Source organism: Persicimonas caeni, from assembly GCF_006517175.1.
Classification (GTDB): domain Bacteria; phylum Myxococcota_A; class Bradymonadia; order Bradymonadales; family Bradymonadaceae; genus Persicimonas; species Persicimonas caeni.
Map to the genome: position 1 here is coordinate 1713226 of NZ_CP041186.1, position 16909 is coordinate 1730134.

Genomic DNA, 16909 nt, shown 5'->3' on the forward strand with positions numbered 1-16909 from the left:
GGCGCTATTTTCAAGGGCGGTGAAGTTGCCTGGTAGGAGATCCGGGCGTCGAACGCGTCGGGTCTCCTTGGTGGCATTTTTGATGAATGTCGTCTGTTCATGGAGTGACGGTTGGTGGTTCAACCTCGCTCGAACAGACCGAAAACCTCAGACCAAGGGTGAATTACAATCGCTAGGAGAAGCAGAGATTCCAGAGGTGGAAGTGATTCGTATCGGATCAATCATCAGGTTCGCGCCCGTGAAGTGCGCCTGATCGATCCCGACGGCGAGCAGATGGGCATCATGAGCGCCGACGACGCGCGTGAGAAAGCCGAGGAATTCGGCCTCGATCTGGTCGAGGTCGCTCCCAAGGCGCGCCCGCCGGTCTGCAAAATCATGGACTACGGGAAATTCAAGTACCAGCAGTCCAAGAAGAAGAAAAAGGCGACCGACAACGTCTCGCTCAAGACGCTGCGCATGCGCCCCAAGACCGAGCCGCACGACCTAAATACGAAGCTCAATCGCGCCTCGAGCTTTTTGAAGAAGGGCAACCAGGTCAAGTTCGTCGTCCAAATGCGCGGTCGCGAACGTCAGTTCACCGACCGCTGGGTCGAGCAACTCGAAGACATCATCGACGAGTTGCGCGAGAAGGTCGACCGCGACATCAAGGTGGTCAGCGCCCCCGAAAGTCAGGGCTGGCAGATCACCGCCGTGGTCGAACCGGCCTGATCGGCAAGTGATCGAGTGATCGAGTGGTCGAGTAATCGAGTGGACGCGGCGATGCATCTGCGTTAACCGCGTACCACGCTTACTCCCGCTCGATTACGTGCGCACGTTCGTATTGGTTGTCGACTCGCTCACTCGATCCCCGATCATCCATGCTAAAGACTCTCGCCGGGCGCCTGCTGCATTTCGCGTGGCGGGTCATCAAAGCCTTCCTCTCCAACCAGGGCATCCTGCTGGCTGGCGGCCTCGCCTACAACAGTCTGTTGTCGGCCATTCCGCTTGTAGCCGTCGTCGTGATGTCGCTGTCGTACTTTATCGAAGAGCAGCAACTGCTCGAGACGATCTCGGCCGAGCTCGTCCTGCTCATCCCCAGCCACGCCGACACGCTGACCCAGACGGTGCGCACACTGCTCGAGAACCGCTCGCTGATTAGCGGTCTGGGCATCGTGGTGCTGCTCTTCTTCAGCTCGATCGCGTTTCGTATGCTCGAAGAGGCGATCGCCAACATCTTCCACGTCCCCGACCACGTCGAGGGGCGAAGCTTCTGGATGTCGGCGCTCATCCCCTACGCCTATATCGTGGTCATCGGACTGGCCATCGTCGGGGTGACCGGCGTGACCGCCTTCTTCGAGACCTTCACCGACGCCAGCTTCATGATCCTCGGCTGGGAGCTCTCCTTGGCCAACCTTCCCGGGATCATCTTGTACGTCTCCGGCTTTGTGGGCATGGCGGCGCTGTTCACCTCGGTGTACGCGGTGCTGCCGGTCATCCAGATTCAGATCAAGCGCGCGGTCATCGGGGGCGTGATTGCGGCCATTTTGTGGGAGGTCGTGCGCCGCATTTTGGTGTGGTACTTCGCGAGCATTTCGCTCGTGAACGTCATCTACGGCTCGCTGGCCACGGTGATCGTGGTGCTGCTGGGCCTGGAGATTGGGGCGATCATTTTGCTTCTGGGGGCGCAGGTGATCGCCGAGCTGGAGCACAGCGCCGAGAACGGTGTCCCGTGGTACGTCGACCCCGAAGACAAAGGCGAGTCGGCTACTTCGTAGGCGCCTCTTTGGCGTCGGCGTCGGTCTTCGCCGCGTCCGTCCCGCCGTCTTTCTGCGCCTCATCCTTGGCCTCGAGCGCCGAAATCGCCTCGGCCAAGTCCTTTCGAATGCAACCGTAACAGTCGGACTGCTTGAAAGTACCGCAGCCACTTCGCGGCTGCCGGTCGTAATAGCGCAGCACCTCGAGCCCGCGCGGGTCGCCAGCCTCGACGAGGGCGTCGATCTGCTCGCGATGCGAGTCGCACCCGTGGGCAAACCGAAGCTCGATAGAGGCGCGGTTCCACTTGGGCAGCGCGTCGTAGCGCCCGCTGGTCTCGAGCGCTTCTTTGGCTCGACGTCGGACCGCGCTCGTATCGCCGAGTCGGGCGAGAGCGCTCAACCTGCGCGTACCGACTGCCTCGGGGAGTTGCTCGAGCAAGATCTGCTCGGAGAGTTCGACCTGCGCGTCGTTCTCGGAGGTGTAACGGGCGACGACGTCGTCCACCAAGCGGTCTTCGCTGGCGTAACGGCCGTCGAGCTCGAGCGCGGTGCGATAATTTTCGAGCGCCGCGGTCCAGTCGCCCACGATGGCGTTGGCGCGGCCTTGGAGAAACGACAGGTGGGCGCTGGGTCCGTGGCGCTCGTCGAGCTTGTCGAGACGCTCGACGGCCTTCGTGGCGTCGCCGGTGGCCAATACGCTGACGATATTCGAGGCGTCGATGTCAGCCAGGTAATGATCGCGCTCCTCGGTCAGGTTCTTGGCCTCTTGGATGCGCGCTTCGGGGGTCGACGCACCGCCCTCGGGCCACACCAAATAGACCACCGGCCCGACCAGAAGCCCCGCCAAGAGCACCGCAAACGCCCCCATGGCGACCCCGCGCACGACCGAGTTTTCGTTGACCCAGGTGCGCGCCTGCTCGATATGCGGGCGCACCTCGTGGGCGACCTGACGAAAGGCTTCCCCGCTGGTGTCGGCCGCATCGCGCGTAAAGGCCATCCAGCTCTGGGTGCCTCCAGTCTGCTTGATGGCCTCGAGCTCCTCGCGCACCTCTTGCGCCGACGACGGGCGCAACTCGGGCTCCTTGGCCATCAGCTTTTGGACGAGCCGGTCGAGCCGCTTGGGGATACGCGCCTCGGGGATGCGCTCGCGCACCGAAGGGGGCGCTTCGGTCATATGCATCGCCATGATCTGCGCGGGGTTCTTGGCGACGAAAGGCAGCGTGCCTGTGAGCATCTCGAAGAGCATGACCCCCAGGGTATACAGGTCGGCGCGATGGTCGATGTCCTCGGCCCCGGCGGCCTGCTCGGGCGACATATACATGGGCGTGCCGTACACCCGCCCGGCCTGGGTGAGCTTGGCGTCTTCCTCGTCGCCGAAGCGCACGCGGGCGACCCCGAAGTCCATGATTTTGACGAAGTCGTTGTCCTCGTCGCGCTTGACGAGCATGATATTTTCGGGCTTGAGGTCGCGGTGGACGACCCCGAGGCTGTGCGCCTGGTGCAGCGCGGCCAAGATCTGGTCGGCGATATGGATGGCGCGGCGCGGCTCGAAGCGCTCCACGCACACCAGCGTCTCGTCGAGGGTGTTGCCCTCCAGGTACTCCATGACCAGAAAAAAGCCACCCTCGGCCATCTCGCCGAAGTCAGTCGCCACACACACGTTTTGGTGGTCGATATGCGCCGCGGCTTGGGCTTCACGGCGAAACCGCTCGACGGCTTCACCGTGGCCCACCACGTCCGGGTGGAGCACTTTGACCGCCACGGTCTTCTTCATCAGGGTGTGCTCGGCCCGGTAGACCGTGCCCATGCCCCCTGCACCGAGGCAGCCCTCGATGAGGTAGCGATCGGAGAGCACGCGACCGGTCAAGTCGCCGTCGTAGCGCGGCGGATTGACCGGCACGACCTCACTCGACTCCTCACTGAGTCCGGCCTGCTTGGTGGCTGTAGGCTGTTCGGAAGACATGCAAGATTCCCAGAGGTGTCAACACTCTCAAAGAAGCTACACAAGATTGGCGCACAGGTGAACCGGAATCCCGTTATTTGAAACGCTTCGGGTCGATCTCGTACTTGTCCACCCGAAGCCCCATCACCCGCTCGCTGACGCCGAGTTGGCGCGCGGCAGCGGCCATGTTGCCCCGGGTCGACTTGAGCGCGTCGAGCACCAACTCTCGCTCGAGGTTGTCGAGCGCGGTCTGCAGGTCGCCTTTGAACTCGGTGCCCGTCGCCTCGGCCGTCTGCAGGCTCGGCGGAAGGTGGTGGCCGTGGATGACCCCGTCGGTGCTCATGAGCACGGCGCGCTCCACGCAGTTCTCCAACTCCCGCACATTGCCCGGCCAGTGGTAGGCGAGCAGCATGTCGATGGCCGGCGTCGAGATGCGGCGCACCTCGGTGTCGTGCGTCTTCGAGTACTTCTCCACGAAATGATCGGCCAGCAACATGATGTCCGACTTGCGCTCGCGCAGCGAGGGCATGTGAATCGGAAAGACGTTGAGCCGGTAGTACAAATCCTGGCGAAACTTGTCTTCGGCGATGCGCTTCTCCAGGTCGCGGCTGGTCGCGGCGATGACGCGCACGTCGACCTCGATGGTCTCGGCGCCGCCGACACGCTCGAAGGTATGCTCCTGGAGCACGCGCAAGAGCTTGACCTGCATCGTGGGTGACAATTCGCCGACCTCATCGAGAAAGATCGTGCCGCCGTCGGCCAACTCGAAGCGTCCCTTGCGGCTCTTGACCGCCCCGGTAAACGCGCCCTTTTCGTGGCCGAACAACTCGCTCTCGATGAGATTCTCGGGCAGCGCGCCGCAGTTGACCTTGATAAACGGCTTATCGGCCCGGTCGCTGTTGTAGTGCACCGCGTTGGCAATAAGCTCCTTGCCGGTGCCACTCTCGCCCAGAATCAGCACCGTGGTGTGGCTCTCGGCGACCTGGCGGATCATGTCGAAGACCTGCAGCATCTTCTTCGACTTGCCGATGATATTCTCCGGCTGGAACCGATCGCGAAGCCGGCGCTGCAGGCGCGTATTCTCCTCGACGAGGCGTTGGCGCTCCTCTTCGGCCGCTTGGCGAAGGCGCACGGCCTGCGCGATCATCGAGGCGACAATCGACATCAGGCGCGCCTCTTTGACGAGCACCCTTCGACCCACGTGCGGCCGGTCACAGCTGAGCGTGCCGATCACTTCGGTCTCCTGACGAATCGGCACGCACAGATACGACACGTCCTCGGCTCGCGCGCGGCTCTCGGGTCCGGTGCGGTTCAAGAAGGCATCCGAGTCGGCGATCCGCTCGACAATCTGCGGCTCGCCGGTCTCGACCACCTGACCGGTGATCCCCTCGCCGATGCGAAACCTCCCGCGGGTCTGCTCACTCTCGGAGAGCCCGTACGACTCTTCGGTCACGATCTCCTGCGTCTCGCGATTCAAGAGCGTCAGCGCCGCGCGCGTCATCTGCGTCTGCTCGACGAGGTGGCGCACGACCGTCCCCAAGACCTTCTTGAGATTGAGGCTGCGGTCGAGTTCCTGGCTGATATCGAATAGCAGCGTCAGCTCGCGTAACGATTGGGGTTCTTTGTTCATAGCCTCTCAAAGTTGCTCGGTTCGATTTTGGGACGCGTCACGAGCCCATTCCTACAAAAATGTAGGATCCACCACCCGCCGCGCCGTGCCCTTCACGCCTCGATTCAACCAAGAACGCACGAAAAAAGCCGGCCCGCCCTCCCCGAATCCTACATTTTCGTAGGCTCGGTGGCCATATCCTACAAAAATGTAGGCTCCTTCACCAGCTTCGTCTTGTCACTCGAGGAGGGGCGAAGAAACTTTCGCCTTCTGCCGCCCCACACGACCCGATCTGCAAGAAATTCGCTGATATTTCGCGCCACTGGCATGGCCGTTGCTCATGGGCTCTGGCGAGGTGGCACAAGCGTGTCGCCGTTTATGTACTGTCGATTCTCGACATCAAACACCGAACGCTCAACCGACCGACAAAACCATGAATCTACTAAACAAACCGACCGCAACGCGGAGATTATTCGCCCTGATTGGTTTTCTCGCACTCCTCGCGGTGCCCGGCGCGGCGTTCGCTGCCGACGGCCAATCTCAAGCGCTGACCAGCGACGACGTGCTGTTTTACGTCAATAATACTTGGATGCTGGTGGCGACCATCCTGGTCTTCATTATGCACATGGGATTCTCGGCACTCGAGTCGGGATTTACCCGCGCCAAGAATACTGTGAATATCCTCTTCAAGAATGTCGGCATTTTGGCCATTGGCATTCTGACGTACGCGCTTGTTGGATTCAGCCTGATGTATCCGGGCGCGGAGGCCGCCGGCGGCGTCTTCGGGTTTGCAGGCTTTGGCGTCGATCCGGGCGCCGAGGGGCTCACAGCAGCCTACAACCCGGGTTACACCTACTGGACCGACTTCATCTTCCAGGCCATGTTCGCCGCCACCGCGGCCACGATCGTGTCCGGCGCAGTCGCCGAGCGTATCAAACTCAAGCCGTTTTTGCTCTTCTCGGCGCTCTACGTGGCGGTGGTCTACCCCATCGTGGGTATGTGGCACTGGGGAGGCGGCTGGCTCGCCGAGCTCGGCTTCTACGACTTCGCCGGCTCGACCATCGTACACTCGGTGGGCGGCTGGGCGGCCGTGGCCGGCGTGATGGTCCTCGGCCCCCGCCTGGGCAAGTACACCGACGACAAGATCAACGATATCAAGGGGCATAACCTGCCATTGGCCGCGCTGGGGGTCTTTCTGCTGTGGTTTGGCTGGTTTGGATTCAACGGTGGCTCAGTGCTCTCGGCCGACCCGGCGGCGGTCTCCACAGTCTTCGTGACCACAAGCTTCGCCGCGGCGGCAGGCATCGCCGGCGCGATGGTGACCTCCTGGATCGTGCAGGACAAGCCCGACTTGGGCATGGTGCTAAACGGCGCGCTCGCCGGGCTGGTGGGCATCACCGCCGGCGCCGACGTCATCAGCGCCTTCGACTCGATCATCGTCGGCGGCGTCAGCGGCGTCATGGTCGTCCTGGCGGTGCTGGGCATCGACCGCATCAAGCTCGACGACCCGGTGGGCGCCATCGCCGTCCACCTCGTGTGCGGCATCTGGGGCACGCTGGCCGTCGGCATCTTCGCCCCCGGCCAAGCCTTCTTGCCCCAGCTCATCGGCGTGGCCGCCACCGCCGCCTTCTGCTTTAGCACCAGCTTCGCCCTCTTTACGGCCATCAAAGCGGTGATGGGCCTTCGGGTCGACGAACAAGAAGAGCTCGAGGGGCTCGACATCGGCGAGCACGGCATGGAGGCCTACGCCGGCTTCCAGTTCGAGCCGCAGCCCGCCCTCGAGGTGCCGCGCCGGCCGGTGCACGAGCCGCAGCCCGCGCTGGCGCCGCTCGGCACCACCGCACAGGCCCCGGCAGGCGAATAAAGACCCCTTCGGAGGCAGACCAGGAAGGTCTGGAACCAGCGCTGCAAGCGCGGGCTCCGAAATCAGGATCCCGGTGAGATTCCGGGTACACAAGCGCCGGCTGACGTGACGGGGAAAACCTTGGTTGGTTCGTACAAGAACCGCAGGGGTCAAGTCAGCCGGCGCTTTTTTGCGTCTAATTACAAGGACGTAAGACGCGTGGCTTTTGAGAAGCGTCTGGCGTGACGAACCTCCACGACAGTTGCAACCGTTCTTGGCTCTTGGTTCTTGGTAACGACGTCGAGACATCGACCAAGAACCAAGACCTAACCACCAAGAACACGTGCATACTTGCCAGGCGATTCAACAGCCATGGAGCGACTCTTAAGATACAAGCGTCACGTGCCTGTGCTTAGGCAGGATACCGTCTTTGGATGAAGTCTACAAAGTACTGCACGGTCACGTCGCGGTCGTGGGCGATTTCGCGCGCGCAGTCACCGATCGAGATCAACCCCTGAACACTGCCATCGCGCACGACCGGCAGGTGTCGGCAACGCTTCTCGGTCATCAAAAAGAGACACTGGCGCATGTTGAACCCGGCCTCGATGACCACGACCTGCTTGGTCATGATTTCGTAGACGAAGGTGGTCTTCGACGAACGACCCTCCAACGCGACCTTGGTCAAGTAGTCACGCTCGGTCATGATCCCGACCATCTCGCCGCCGTCATCTGTGACGACGAGCGAGCCGATATTTAGATCGACCATCTTCTGGATGGCGTCGAACACGGTCGCCCCCTGTTCGATCGTATGGATAAACCAACCTTTTTGATTGAGTACGTCCCCGACTAAGCTGTCCATGTAGGCCCTCCCACGGCCACTGGTAGATGAGTGTCGCATGTTCGCGTACTTCATCTCCCCCGCGCACACGCACAGCGTTCAAAGTTAAGAACAGGTTGAAGCCGGTAAACCCTAGAAGAAGCTAGGGATTTGCAAGCTGCGCCCCGGAAACGGGCGAGGCAGGCTGCTTTGTCAGCTCGTCCGGCAAGGGCTCGCCGGTCAGGGATTTGAGGAAGGCGACGACATCGTCGATCTCTTGGTCGCTCAAGCCCAACGGCACAAGCATCTCTTCGCGGTGGCCCAGCTGAACTCGCTCGTCGAGCAGCGAATAAAACCGCACCACTTCCTCGAGCGTCTCGAAGTGACCACCGTGCATGTACGGCGCGGTCAGCTCGACGTTTCGCAGCGTCGGCGTCTTGAATTGACCGTGGTCTTCGGAGGTGCGTGTCAAAAACTCGATCCACTGGCCGCGCTTGCCGTCGATCTTGTCGCTGTAGGCTCCGGTGGCGTTGAACTCGCTCTTGGAGACTTTGGTCACCCCGTCCCAGCGCCCTTCGTCTTTGTCGAGCCAATCGCGCGGGCCCAGACCGAGGTTGTGGAAGGTGCCGTCGGTAAAATTTGGCCCCGTGTGGCACTGCACGCAGTTGCCCTTGCCCAGGAACAAGTCGAGGCCACGCTTCTGCGACTCGGAGAGGGCGGCCATCTTGGCCTCGTCACCTTCGCTCAGCCCCTCGACGAAGGTGTCGAACGGAGCATCCTTGCGCACGAGCTTCGTCTGGTAGGCCGCCATCGCCTTGGTCACGTTGGTCAACACGCGGTTGACCGCCTGACGGTCTTCGGGCGCCATCGCCTGCCAGGCTCGATCATGAGCATGCTCGGGCTCGGCGGGCACCGGGCGAGCCTCCTTGGGAAAGCGCTCGGCATCGGACATGTCGGGCAACTCGCCAAAGATCGCCTCGTAGGCGCGGCGAAGCTCGGCGTCGGCGTAGATCAAATGGGCCAGTCCGGTGCGGGTAAAGCCCATCTCCACCGGGCTCTCGAGCGGCCCGACGGCCTGCGCCCACAGGCTGTCTGTGCTCCCGTCCCAGTTGTACCAATGGTGGTAAGCGGCGTTGAGCAGGCTCGGCGGATGGCGCGGGGTGCCCGCGATGCCGTGGCCCAACGTGGCGGCGACGCTAAACCCGTGGTCGGGCTCGTGACAGCTCGCGCAGCTGATCTTGTTGTTTTGAGACAGACGCGTATCGAAGAAGAGGAACTGCCCGAGGGTCGCCGCGCGCTCGTCGCCGACCACCGCGTTGGTCTCGTCGACCGGCGGCTCGCCCAGCGGTGAGAGGCGTTCGATGAGCTTCTTCTCACGCTCGGAGAAGACACCCACGACAGAGTCGGCCGAAGCGCTCGAGGCAGATCGTTCGGCCTCGGGCGCTTTGTCACACGCCACACTCGAGCTGAGCGCAGCCGCCACGCCGACGATCCCCAGATATGTTGCTACTCGCGACAGCATTGGACGTCGAATTTCGCCTGGTCAATCGTGCCATCTTTGTTGAGCACCGTCTCGACGAGCCAGTACCCATGCTCACCCTCGCCCTGCATGTGGAATTTCATGCCGGTGACGGTGAAGCTACCGTCTTCGTTCTTGGCGACCTTGGGCTCGGTCTTCATCCCGTGCTTGTGCGCGGGCATCGTCGCACGCACCTGGTCGAGCTCAACGCCTTCGACGAGCTTCTCGGCCTTCTCGGTTTCGTAGACCTTCACGTCGAGCTCGAAGAGCTCTTGGAACGGGATCGGATTGGGCTTCGGCGTGACAACCACATAAAAGTTTCCGCCCTCGGTCTTCCCCTTCATCGTCTGATCGGCGGGGATGTCAGTCTGCGAAGCGCCCTCTTCTTGCTCTTCGGCGGGTTCGGCCTTTTCGTCACCTTCAGCCTCTGCGGTCTTCTCGGCAGCTTCGGTCGCCTCGTCCGCAGGCTGTTCGGCCTGCTCGGCGTCCTGCTTCTCACACGCCGTCGCCAACGCGACGAGCAGTAGGCACAAGATGGTCAATTGCTTCTTCATAAGACGTCCTCGTCGAGGCAAAAACTGCGTGTCATCACAACAACAAGTCATCGCGCCGGATCTTTCCCGACGCCGGTGGCGCTAACATAGCAGGATGGGGGTGGGATTCAATGGAGGTGATCGGTTTTTGGCACCCCGCCACAAAGCTGGTAACATTCGCGTCACCAACACGTCACAACACTGCCACCTCGGTCCAAGCGCCATGAAACCGACCCTTTCGCTCCGACCTCGCCTCCTCCTTGGCTCCGTAGCCATCGCGACTGTCGCGATGCTCACGATGGGAGCCACCTGTGGCTCCGACTCCAACGAGAATTTCCCGCTGATTGACGCAGGCGGCGACGTCAAAAGCGATATCGGTGATACGAGTCCGTCGACTCGAGTCGCGGTGCCCATCGCGCTGGACGACTACCTCGAGGACAATGAGTCGACCGATACCGTCAAGGTCTACCAGGTCGAGTCGAACGACGAACTCGCCGACGGTCCGGTCACCGAGGCGCGCGTAGGCGACTGGGTGCTCGAGAACGGCCGCGTCAAACTGTTCGTCGAGGGGACCGATCGAGCGATGAGCCCTTGCCCGTGGGGCGGCAATATCGTCGACGCCCAGTACAAACGCGACGATGGCACTTGGACCGACGACGTGACCGGCGAGATTTGTCTGATGGTCAACGTCGGCCAGACCTTCGCGCCCGAGGAGTTCGAGGTGCTGCGTGACGGCTCCGACGGCGGGCCGGCGGTGCTGGCCGTCAGCGGCCGCCTGGAACTGCTCGACTTTCTCAACATCAGCGCGATGGCCAACGACTACGCGCCCGGTATCCTCGACCGCGTCGCCCTCGATCCCGACAAGATCGTGCCTGCCAAGTTGACCCGGTATCTGATCTTGCACCCCGGCGACACCGGCGTGCGTGTGGTGACTGCGCTTCGAAACGACGGCGAGGAGACCGCCCACATGGCCGTCGGCCACCTGATGCGAGGCGGTGCTCACGGCAATTATTTCAACCCGCTCAACAGCCTTGGCGGCTGGGGCTACCGCTCGCTGGGGGCCGATAACCTCAACGGCGACACCCTCCCCTTTGTCGCCTACGCCGGCCCCGAAGGCGGCTACGCCTACCTGCCCAAGCCCGACCCGAACCTGCGCCCCTCCGCCGAAGCGTTGCCTCGCGGTGGCGTGCAGGTCTCCATCTCGGGCGTGACCGTGTCGCTCTTGGGCCGCGACAGCGTCCTGCAAACCCTGCTCGCCAGCGAGTCGCGCATCAAAACACTCGAGGGGCTCTACCACCTCGAGCCCCAGGAGATCGGCATCGTCGAGCACTGGGAGTTCTTCGGTGACGACAAGCTCAACTCGATGGTCGACCCCATCTACGATCGGCTCCAAATCGAGCGCGGCACTATCGCGGGTAGAGTCACCGACTCGACTGGTCAGCCGGTCGCGGGTGCCCTGGTCACTGCGATCGACGCCGAGGATCGCGGCATGAACCAGACGCGCACCAACGCCGACGGCGAGTACGAAATGACCGTGCCCACGGGCGCCTACACGGTGCGGGCCCGTCTCGACGGGCGAGTGAGCCGCGAAGCTCCTTCGCTGAGCATCGCCCACACCCAAAGAGGCGACGCCGATCTGGTCTTGAAGGATCCGGCACGTATCGAGGTGAACGTGCGTACGCCCGCCGACGAGCCGACCCCGGCACGCGTGATGGTCACCTGCGTGGACACCTGCCCCGACATGCCGACCTCTCAGGAGCGCGACGTCTCCCTCGACTCGCTCCCCTCGAACGTCTCGCGGATCGTGTCGGTCGGCGTCGACGGCCAGGCGAGCATCGAGCTTCCCGCCGGCGAGTACCGCGTGGCGGTCACCCGCGGCATGGAGTGGTCGATCTGGCCGCACAACGCCGCCGACGATGGCGGCTACCTGGTCGACCTCGCCGAGGGCGAGTCGATCGCGCTCGACGCCGAAATCGCCCGTGTGGTCGACACCTCCGGCGCAATCTCGGCCGATTTTCACGTCCACGGCGTCACCTCGCCCGACAGCATCGTGCGAAAGCACAACCGTGTGAAGAACTTCATGGGTGAGGGCGTCGACGTGCTCATCAGCACCGACCACGACTTCATCAGCGACTACGGACCCGAGATCGCCCGGCAAGGCGCCGGCCACGAGATCACCAGCGTCGTCGGAGCCGAAATCACCACCCCGCACTTGGGTCACTTCAACGCCTTCCCGCTGGTACGCGACCCCGCTCACCGCCGTGGCGGCGCGCTCGACTGGGCGCGCGGCACCGACTACGACATGACGCCCGCGGAGGTCTTCAAGTGGGTGGACGAGCAGGACGGAAACCCCGACAACGCCCAGGTCAAACAGATCAACCACCCCGGCAGCACCATCCCGCCGCTCAAAGCCGACGTGCTGCGCGGCATCACCCTGGCCGACCCGGAGACCAAGCGCCTCGATCCCAGCCTGACGGGCTCGGGAGGACAAGACACCGGGCTGTGGTCGGACGACTTTTCGGCCATCGAGATGATGAACGGGCACAGCATGGGCCGCGTCTGGACGGTGATGCGCTGGTGGCTGTCGATGGTCAGCCGCGGCTTCTCGCCGACCGCCACCGCGGTCACCGACACCCACAAGCTCTACTCCGACCTGGGCGGAAGCCCGCGGACCTTCGTCTTCGTCGGCGACGACCACGACACCCCGCAGACCTTCGACGCCCAAGCCTTCGCCGCCGCCTCGAATAACAACCGCGCCATCGGCACCAACGGGCCCTTCTTTCGCGTCGAGCTCGAAAACTCGAGCGGTGAGACCGCCACGCTCGGCGAGACGCTGGCGGCGGACGACGGGCAAGTGACCGCCCGGATCACCATCGACGTCCCCGAGTGGATGCAGGTCGACACCATCGACGTCTACAGCAACCTGCCGGCCGACGCGATCGTCACCGCCCCCGGCGGCTCGATCGACGATCCCATCGCGCCGACCTCGTCGCACCCGTTCACCTTCGAGCAGAGCGATCTGGTCGAGGTCGCGTCGGGCGACCACACGCACAGCCACTGGACCAAAACCGTCGACATCCCGCTCGATATCTCCGCAGACGCCTACGTCGTCTTCGTGGTGCGCGGCAGCAACCACATGTATCCGGTCATCCCCAGCACCGGCGTGATGCCCTTTGCCTTCTCGAACCCGGTCTTCGTCGACGCCGACGGTAACGGCTACGACAACCCGCCACTCGAAGCGCTGGCCCAGACGCCGCTGGAGCCTATGATGTTGCAGAAAGCAGCGCCCGCGCCTTTCGAAGGCCAACTGACCCCCGAAGAGCTGGGCGGGTTCATCGAGAAGTATGGCCACAAGCACTGAGGCTGACGCCATGACCAGATTGATCCCCATCGTCTCGTGCGCACTCCTTCTGTTGACCATGGGTTTGACCAGCTGCGCGAGCACCGCCGGCCAGACGGGCGCCGACGAGTACCGTTGTCCCGAAGGTCGCGAGTTGGATACGTTCTGCGCCAACCTGGTGCGCTATGCGCGCGACCCGGATACCGGCCACTGTTGCCGCTACGAATCCCAGTGTGCCGCGCCGACCGGCTGGAAGACCTTCGCGTCCCAGTCGGCCTGCGAGGGCGCCGGAGATGACGACTGATCCCTTTTGCACACCATTGGATTTGCCATGATGCGACTCTGCGCGACGTTGCTCCTGACCGCCACCCTCGCCCTGCTCTCCTTCGGCTGCGACAAGAAACCTCAAAAGCCTCAAACCGAGCAGCCTGCCGAGACGGGCACCGAACAGCCCGTGACCGACGAAGAGCAGCCCGGCAAAGAAGAACCCGGCGAGACAGCCCCGCAAGCTGACGCCGGCGCCGACGGGGAAGCCGACACCGGCGAAACGGCCGAGTGCCCCCAGCCTCGCCAAGCGCAGGGGATGTGCGCCCAGGTCATCACATGGGCCAAGAACCCGGACACCGGCGCTTGCTGCCAATACGCCACTCCCTGCGAAGCCCCGCAGAATTGGCAGACCTTCAATAACGAGCAAAACTGCCAGCAGGCAGGCGGACAGACTCCGTAAGAGCCAAACCCTCCAGGTCAGGTCTGGTCTGGTCTGAAAAAAACAACGGCAAGCCATCACTCCTGTTGGTTATTTGCTATAATTGCCAGATTGCCTACCATTTGGTAGAGAGAATAAAACCAAGTGGTAGGCAGCATGTCCAACGCACCAAAAAATACCCCCGACGTACGTACCCAGATTCTACATGTGGCGACGCAACTCTTTGCGCGCAACGGCTTCGACGGCACCCCGCTCCAGGCGATCTCCGACGAGGTGGGAATCGCCAAACCGTCGCTCCTGTACCACTTTCCATCCAAAGAGGAGCTGCGTCGGGCGGTGCTCGACGGGGTGATGTCGCACTGGAATGAGGTGATCCCGAAGTTGCTGCAGGCGGCGACGACCGGCGAGCATCGCTTCGAGTCGCTCATCAACGAGATCGTGGTCTTCTTCAACGAAGATCCGGACCGTGCGCGCCTGTTGGTGCGCGAAATGCTCGACCGTCCCGACGAGATGAAGCTTCTGTTCCAGCAGACTCTGGGACCGTGGATGAAGATCTTGTCCGACTATATCCGGCGCGGCCAGGAAGAAGGCATCATCCACGCCGACCTCGATCCGGAAGCCTACATTTTGCAGATCATCCAACTGGTGGTGGGCACGATCGCCATCGGCGACGTCGTCGAGTCTTTGCTCGACGCGTTGTCCGACGAGCGCTCTCCGCACCGACGCCAGGTCGACGAAGTCATACGAATCGCGCGCTCGAGTCTCTTCATCGAGCCCGACCCACCCGACCAAAACCCCTCGAACCCCGACCCCTAACGACGAGACGACCCATGGGAAACTTCTACAAAGACAACGACGATCTTCGGTTTTATATCGAAAAGTGGATCGACTGGGAGCCGCTCGTCCGGTTGACCGAGCACGACTACAACTACGAGTACGGCTTTCAGAACGCCGACGAGGCAGTCGACTTTTACAAGAACGTGCTCGAGATGATCGGGCGCTTCGTGGCCGAGGAGATCGACCCGTATGTGGCCGAAATGGAGCGCGAGGGGCCCAAGCTGGTCGACGGGGAGGTGATCTTCCCGGAGCGTTTCGACGAGATCTTCGAGCAGATCAAGCAGCTCGACCTGCACGGCATGTGCGTGCCCAGAGAACTCGGCGGCATGAATATGCCGCTGCTGGTCTACATGTTCCAGACCGAGATGATGGCGCGCTCGGACGTCTCGATCGCCGCCCACCACGGCTTCCACGGCGGTATCGCCATGGCGCTTCTGGTCTACTCGATCATGGAGGGCACCACCGAGTTCGACGAGGAGACCGGCCACATCACCAGCACGCGCTTCGGCGATGAGATCTCCGAGATCATCACCGGCCAAGCGTGGGGTTCGATGGACATCACCGAGCCGGACGCCGGCAGCGACATGGCCGCCCTTCGCACCCGTGCCGAGCAGGACGAGGACGGCAACTGGTACGTCACCGGCACCAAGATCTTCATCACCTCCGGCCACGGCAAATACCACGTGGTCATCGCCAAGACCGAGGAAGAGGACGAGGATGCCGGCGCCTACGCCGGCCTCGCCAAGCTTTCGACCTTCTTGGTGCCCACCTGGGTGGAGGATGAGGACGGCAACAAAAAGCGCGTGGCCACCGTCGAGCGCATCGAGGAGAAGCTGGGCCACCACCTGTCGTCGACCTGCGTGATGAACTTCGAGAAGACGCCCGCCTACCTCATCGGCGAGCGCGGCGAGGGCTTCAAGCAGATGCTCTTGCTGATGAACAACGCGCGTATCGGCATCAGCTTCGAGTCGATCGGGCTGTGCGAGTCGGCCTACCGGATGTCCAAAGCCTACGCCGAAGAGCGCGAGAGCATGGGCAAGACGATCGATCGCCACGAGATGATCGCCGATTACCTCGAGGAGATGCAGACCGATATCCAAGGCATGCGCGCGTTGGTCGTCGAGGCAGCCTTCCACGAGGAGATCGCCCAGAAATACCAGATCATGGCCGAGATGTCCGAAGATCCGGTCGAGGCCAAGGAAGCGCGCGCGAAGTACAAAAAGCACCAGTGGGAGGCTCGCGAGATCACGCCGTTGGTCAAGTACTTGGCCGCCGAGAAGGCCGTCGAGATGTCCCAGCGCGCCATCCAGATCCATGGTGGCGTGGGCTACACGACCGAGTATGGCGCCGAGAAGCTGCTGCGCGACGCCATGGTCATGCCCATCTACGAGGGCACCAGCCAGATCCAGGCGCTCATGGCGATGAAAGACACGATGAGCTCGATCATGCGCAACCCGCAGGAGTTCGTCAAAATGCTCGCCCAGAAACGCTGGCAGAGCCTGTCGGCGCGCGACCCGCTCGAGCGGCGCCTCGCCAAGCTCGAGAGTCTGCTGTTGAGCGCCGAGCAGCATCTGGTGACCAAGACCGCGGTCGATAAGTTCAGGTCGCTGTCGGGCGTGCCGATCTTCGATTGGCCTCAGGAGTTGACCCGCGAGTGGAATCCCAAGCGTGATTTCGCGTACGCCATGCTCCACGCCGAGCGGCTCACCAAATTGTTGACCGACGTCAAGATCTGCCAGCTGTTGTTCGAGCAGGCTCGGGAGTACCCGGAGCGACGCGATGTCTTTGTGCGCTATCTCGAGCGCGCCGAGCCCCGTTGCCGCTTTTTGTACGACGAGATCACCACCACAGGGGACCGACTGGTCTCCAAGCTGCACCCGGAACAGCAATTGGAGGGCGCGGCCGAGTAGAGCTCGACGAGCAGCATTCGAGGGGCGTCTTCAGAAAGATTCTAAAAAGTGTTTGACAGACGCTCACTCTTTGCTAAAGTGGGTCTTGCCTTCGGAGGACGGTCGCACGTAATTCCCCCC

The 16909-nt window shown here is 62.6% G+C and carries 13 protein-coding genes; 8 read left to right on the forward strand and 5 right to left on the reverse strand.

Annotated elements, in window-relative coordinates:
* The first annotated feature begins 216 nt into the window (after positions 1-216).
* Complete coding sequence (gene infC / locus FIV42_RS06350) at positions 217-708, forward strand: translation initiation factor IF-3 (protein WP_141196860.1); 492 nt, start codon at positions 217-219, stop codon at positions 706-708.
* Positions 709-857: 149 nt separating this feature from the next.
* A complete protein-coding gene (locus FIV42_RS06355) occupies positions 858-1754 on the forward strand; it encodes a YihY/virulence factor BrkB family protein (protein WP_141196861.1) in 897 nt (298 codons plus the stop codon).
* Here FIV42_RS06355 and FIV42_RS06360 read toward each other — a convergent pair.
* Together FIV42_RS06360 and FIV42_RS06365 are read right to left on the reverse strand one after the other, a co-directional pair.
* A complete protein-coding gene (locus FIV42_RS06360) occupies positions 1744-3696 on the reverse strand; it encodes a serine/threonine-protein kinase (protein WP_141196862.1) in 1953 nt (650 codons plus the stop codon). The genes FIV42_RS06355 and FIV42_RS06360 overlap by 11 nt on opposite strands.
* 73 nt (positions 3697-3769) lie before the next feature.
* Entirely contained in the window at positions 3770-5305 is a 1536-nt protein-coding gene (locus tag FIV42_RS06365; protein WP_141196863.1) for a sigma-54 interaction domain-containing protein, read from the reverse strand.
* 412 nt (positions 5306-5717) lie between these two features.
* On the opposite strand from FIV42_RS06365, the gene FIV42_RS06370 reads away from it, so the two are divergent.
* Positions 5718-7148, forward strand: coding sequence for an ammonium transporter (locus FIV42_RS06370; RefSeq protein WP_141196864.1), 1431 nt, complete (start codon positions 5718-5720; stop codon positions 7146-7148).
* A gap of 391 nt (positions 7149-7539) precedes the next feature.
* Here the strand turns inward: FIV42_RS06370 and FIV42_RS06375 are convergent, their stop codons facing one another.
* The 3 genes from FIV42_RS06375 to FIV42_RS06385 form a co-directional block, all read right to left on the reverse strand.
* Complete coding sequence (locus FIV42_RS06375) at positions 7540-7986, reverse strand: CBS domain-containing protein (protein WP_168210461.1); 447 nt, start codon at positions 7984-7986, stop codon at positions 7540-7542.
* A 121-nt stretch (positions 7987-8107) separates the two neighbouring features.
* Entirely contained in the window at positions 8108-9466 is a 1359-nt protein-coding gene (locus tag FIV42_RS06380; protein WP_141196866.1) for a cytochrome-c peroxidase, read from the reverse strand.
* Positions 9451-10017 carry a hypothetical protein gene (locus tag FIV42_RS06385; protein ID WP_141196867.1) on the reverse strand — a complete coding sequence of 189 codons (567 nt, stop codon included), beginning with the start codon at positions 10015-10017 and terminating at the stop codon, positions 9451-9453. Before FIV42_RS06385 ends, FIV42_RS06380 begins: the two co-directional genes overlap by 16 nt.
* Positions 10018-10285: 268 nt before the next feature.
* Between FIV42_RS06385 and FIV42_RS06390 the strand changes: the two genes are divergently transcribed.
* The 5 genes from FIV42_RS06390 to FIV42_RS06410 all read left to right on the forward strand — a co-directional run bounded on the left by FIV42_RS06390 (position 10286) and on the right by FIV42_RS06410 (position 16789).
* Positions 10286-13357: a CehA/McbA family metallohydrolase gene (locus FIV42_RS06390; protein WP_168210462.1), complete on the forward strand. Its 3072-nt coding sequence runs from the start codon at positions 10286-10288 to the stop codon at positions 13355-13357.
* 10 nt (positions 13358-13367) lie between these two features.
* Positions 13368-13640, forward strand: coding sequence for a hypothetical protein (locus FIV42_RS06395; RefSeq protein WP_141196869.1), 273 nt, complete (start codon positions 13368-13370; stop codon positions 13638-13640).
* A 27-nt stretch (positions 13641-13667) separates the two neighbouring features.
* Entirely contained in the window at positions 13668-14063 is a 396-nt protein-coding gene (locus FIV42_RS06400; protein WP_141196870.1) for a hypothetical protein, read from the forward strand.
* A gap of 135 nt (positions 14064-14198) precedes the next feature.
* Entirely contained in the window at positions 14199-14858 is a 660-nt protein-coding gene (locus tag FIV42_RS06405; protein WP_141196871.1) for a TetR/AcrR family transcriptional regulator, read from the forward strand.
* Positions 14859-14872: 14 nt separating this feature from the next.
* Complete coding sequence (locus FIV42_RS06410) at positions 14873-16789, forward strand: acyl-CoA dehydrogenase family protein (RefSeq protein ID WP_141196872.1); 1917 nt, start codon at positions 14873-14875, stop codon at positions 16787-16789.
* Positions 16790-16909 lie beyond the last annotated feature (120 nt).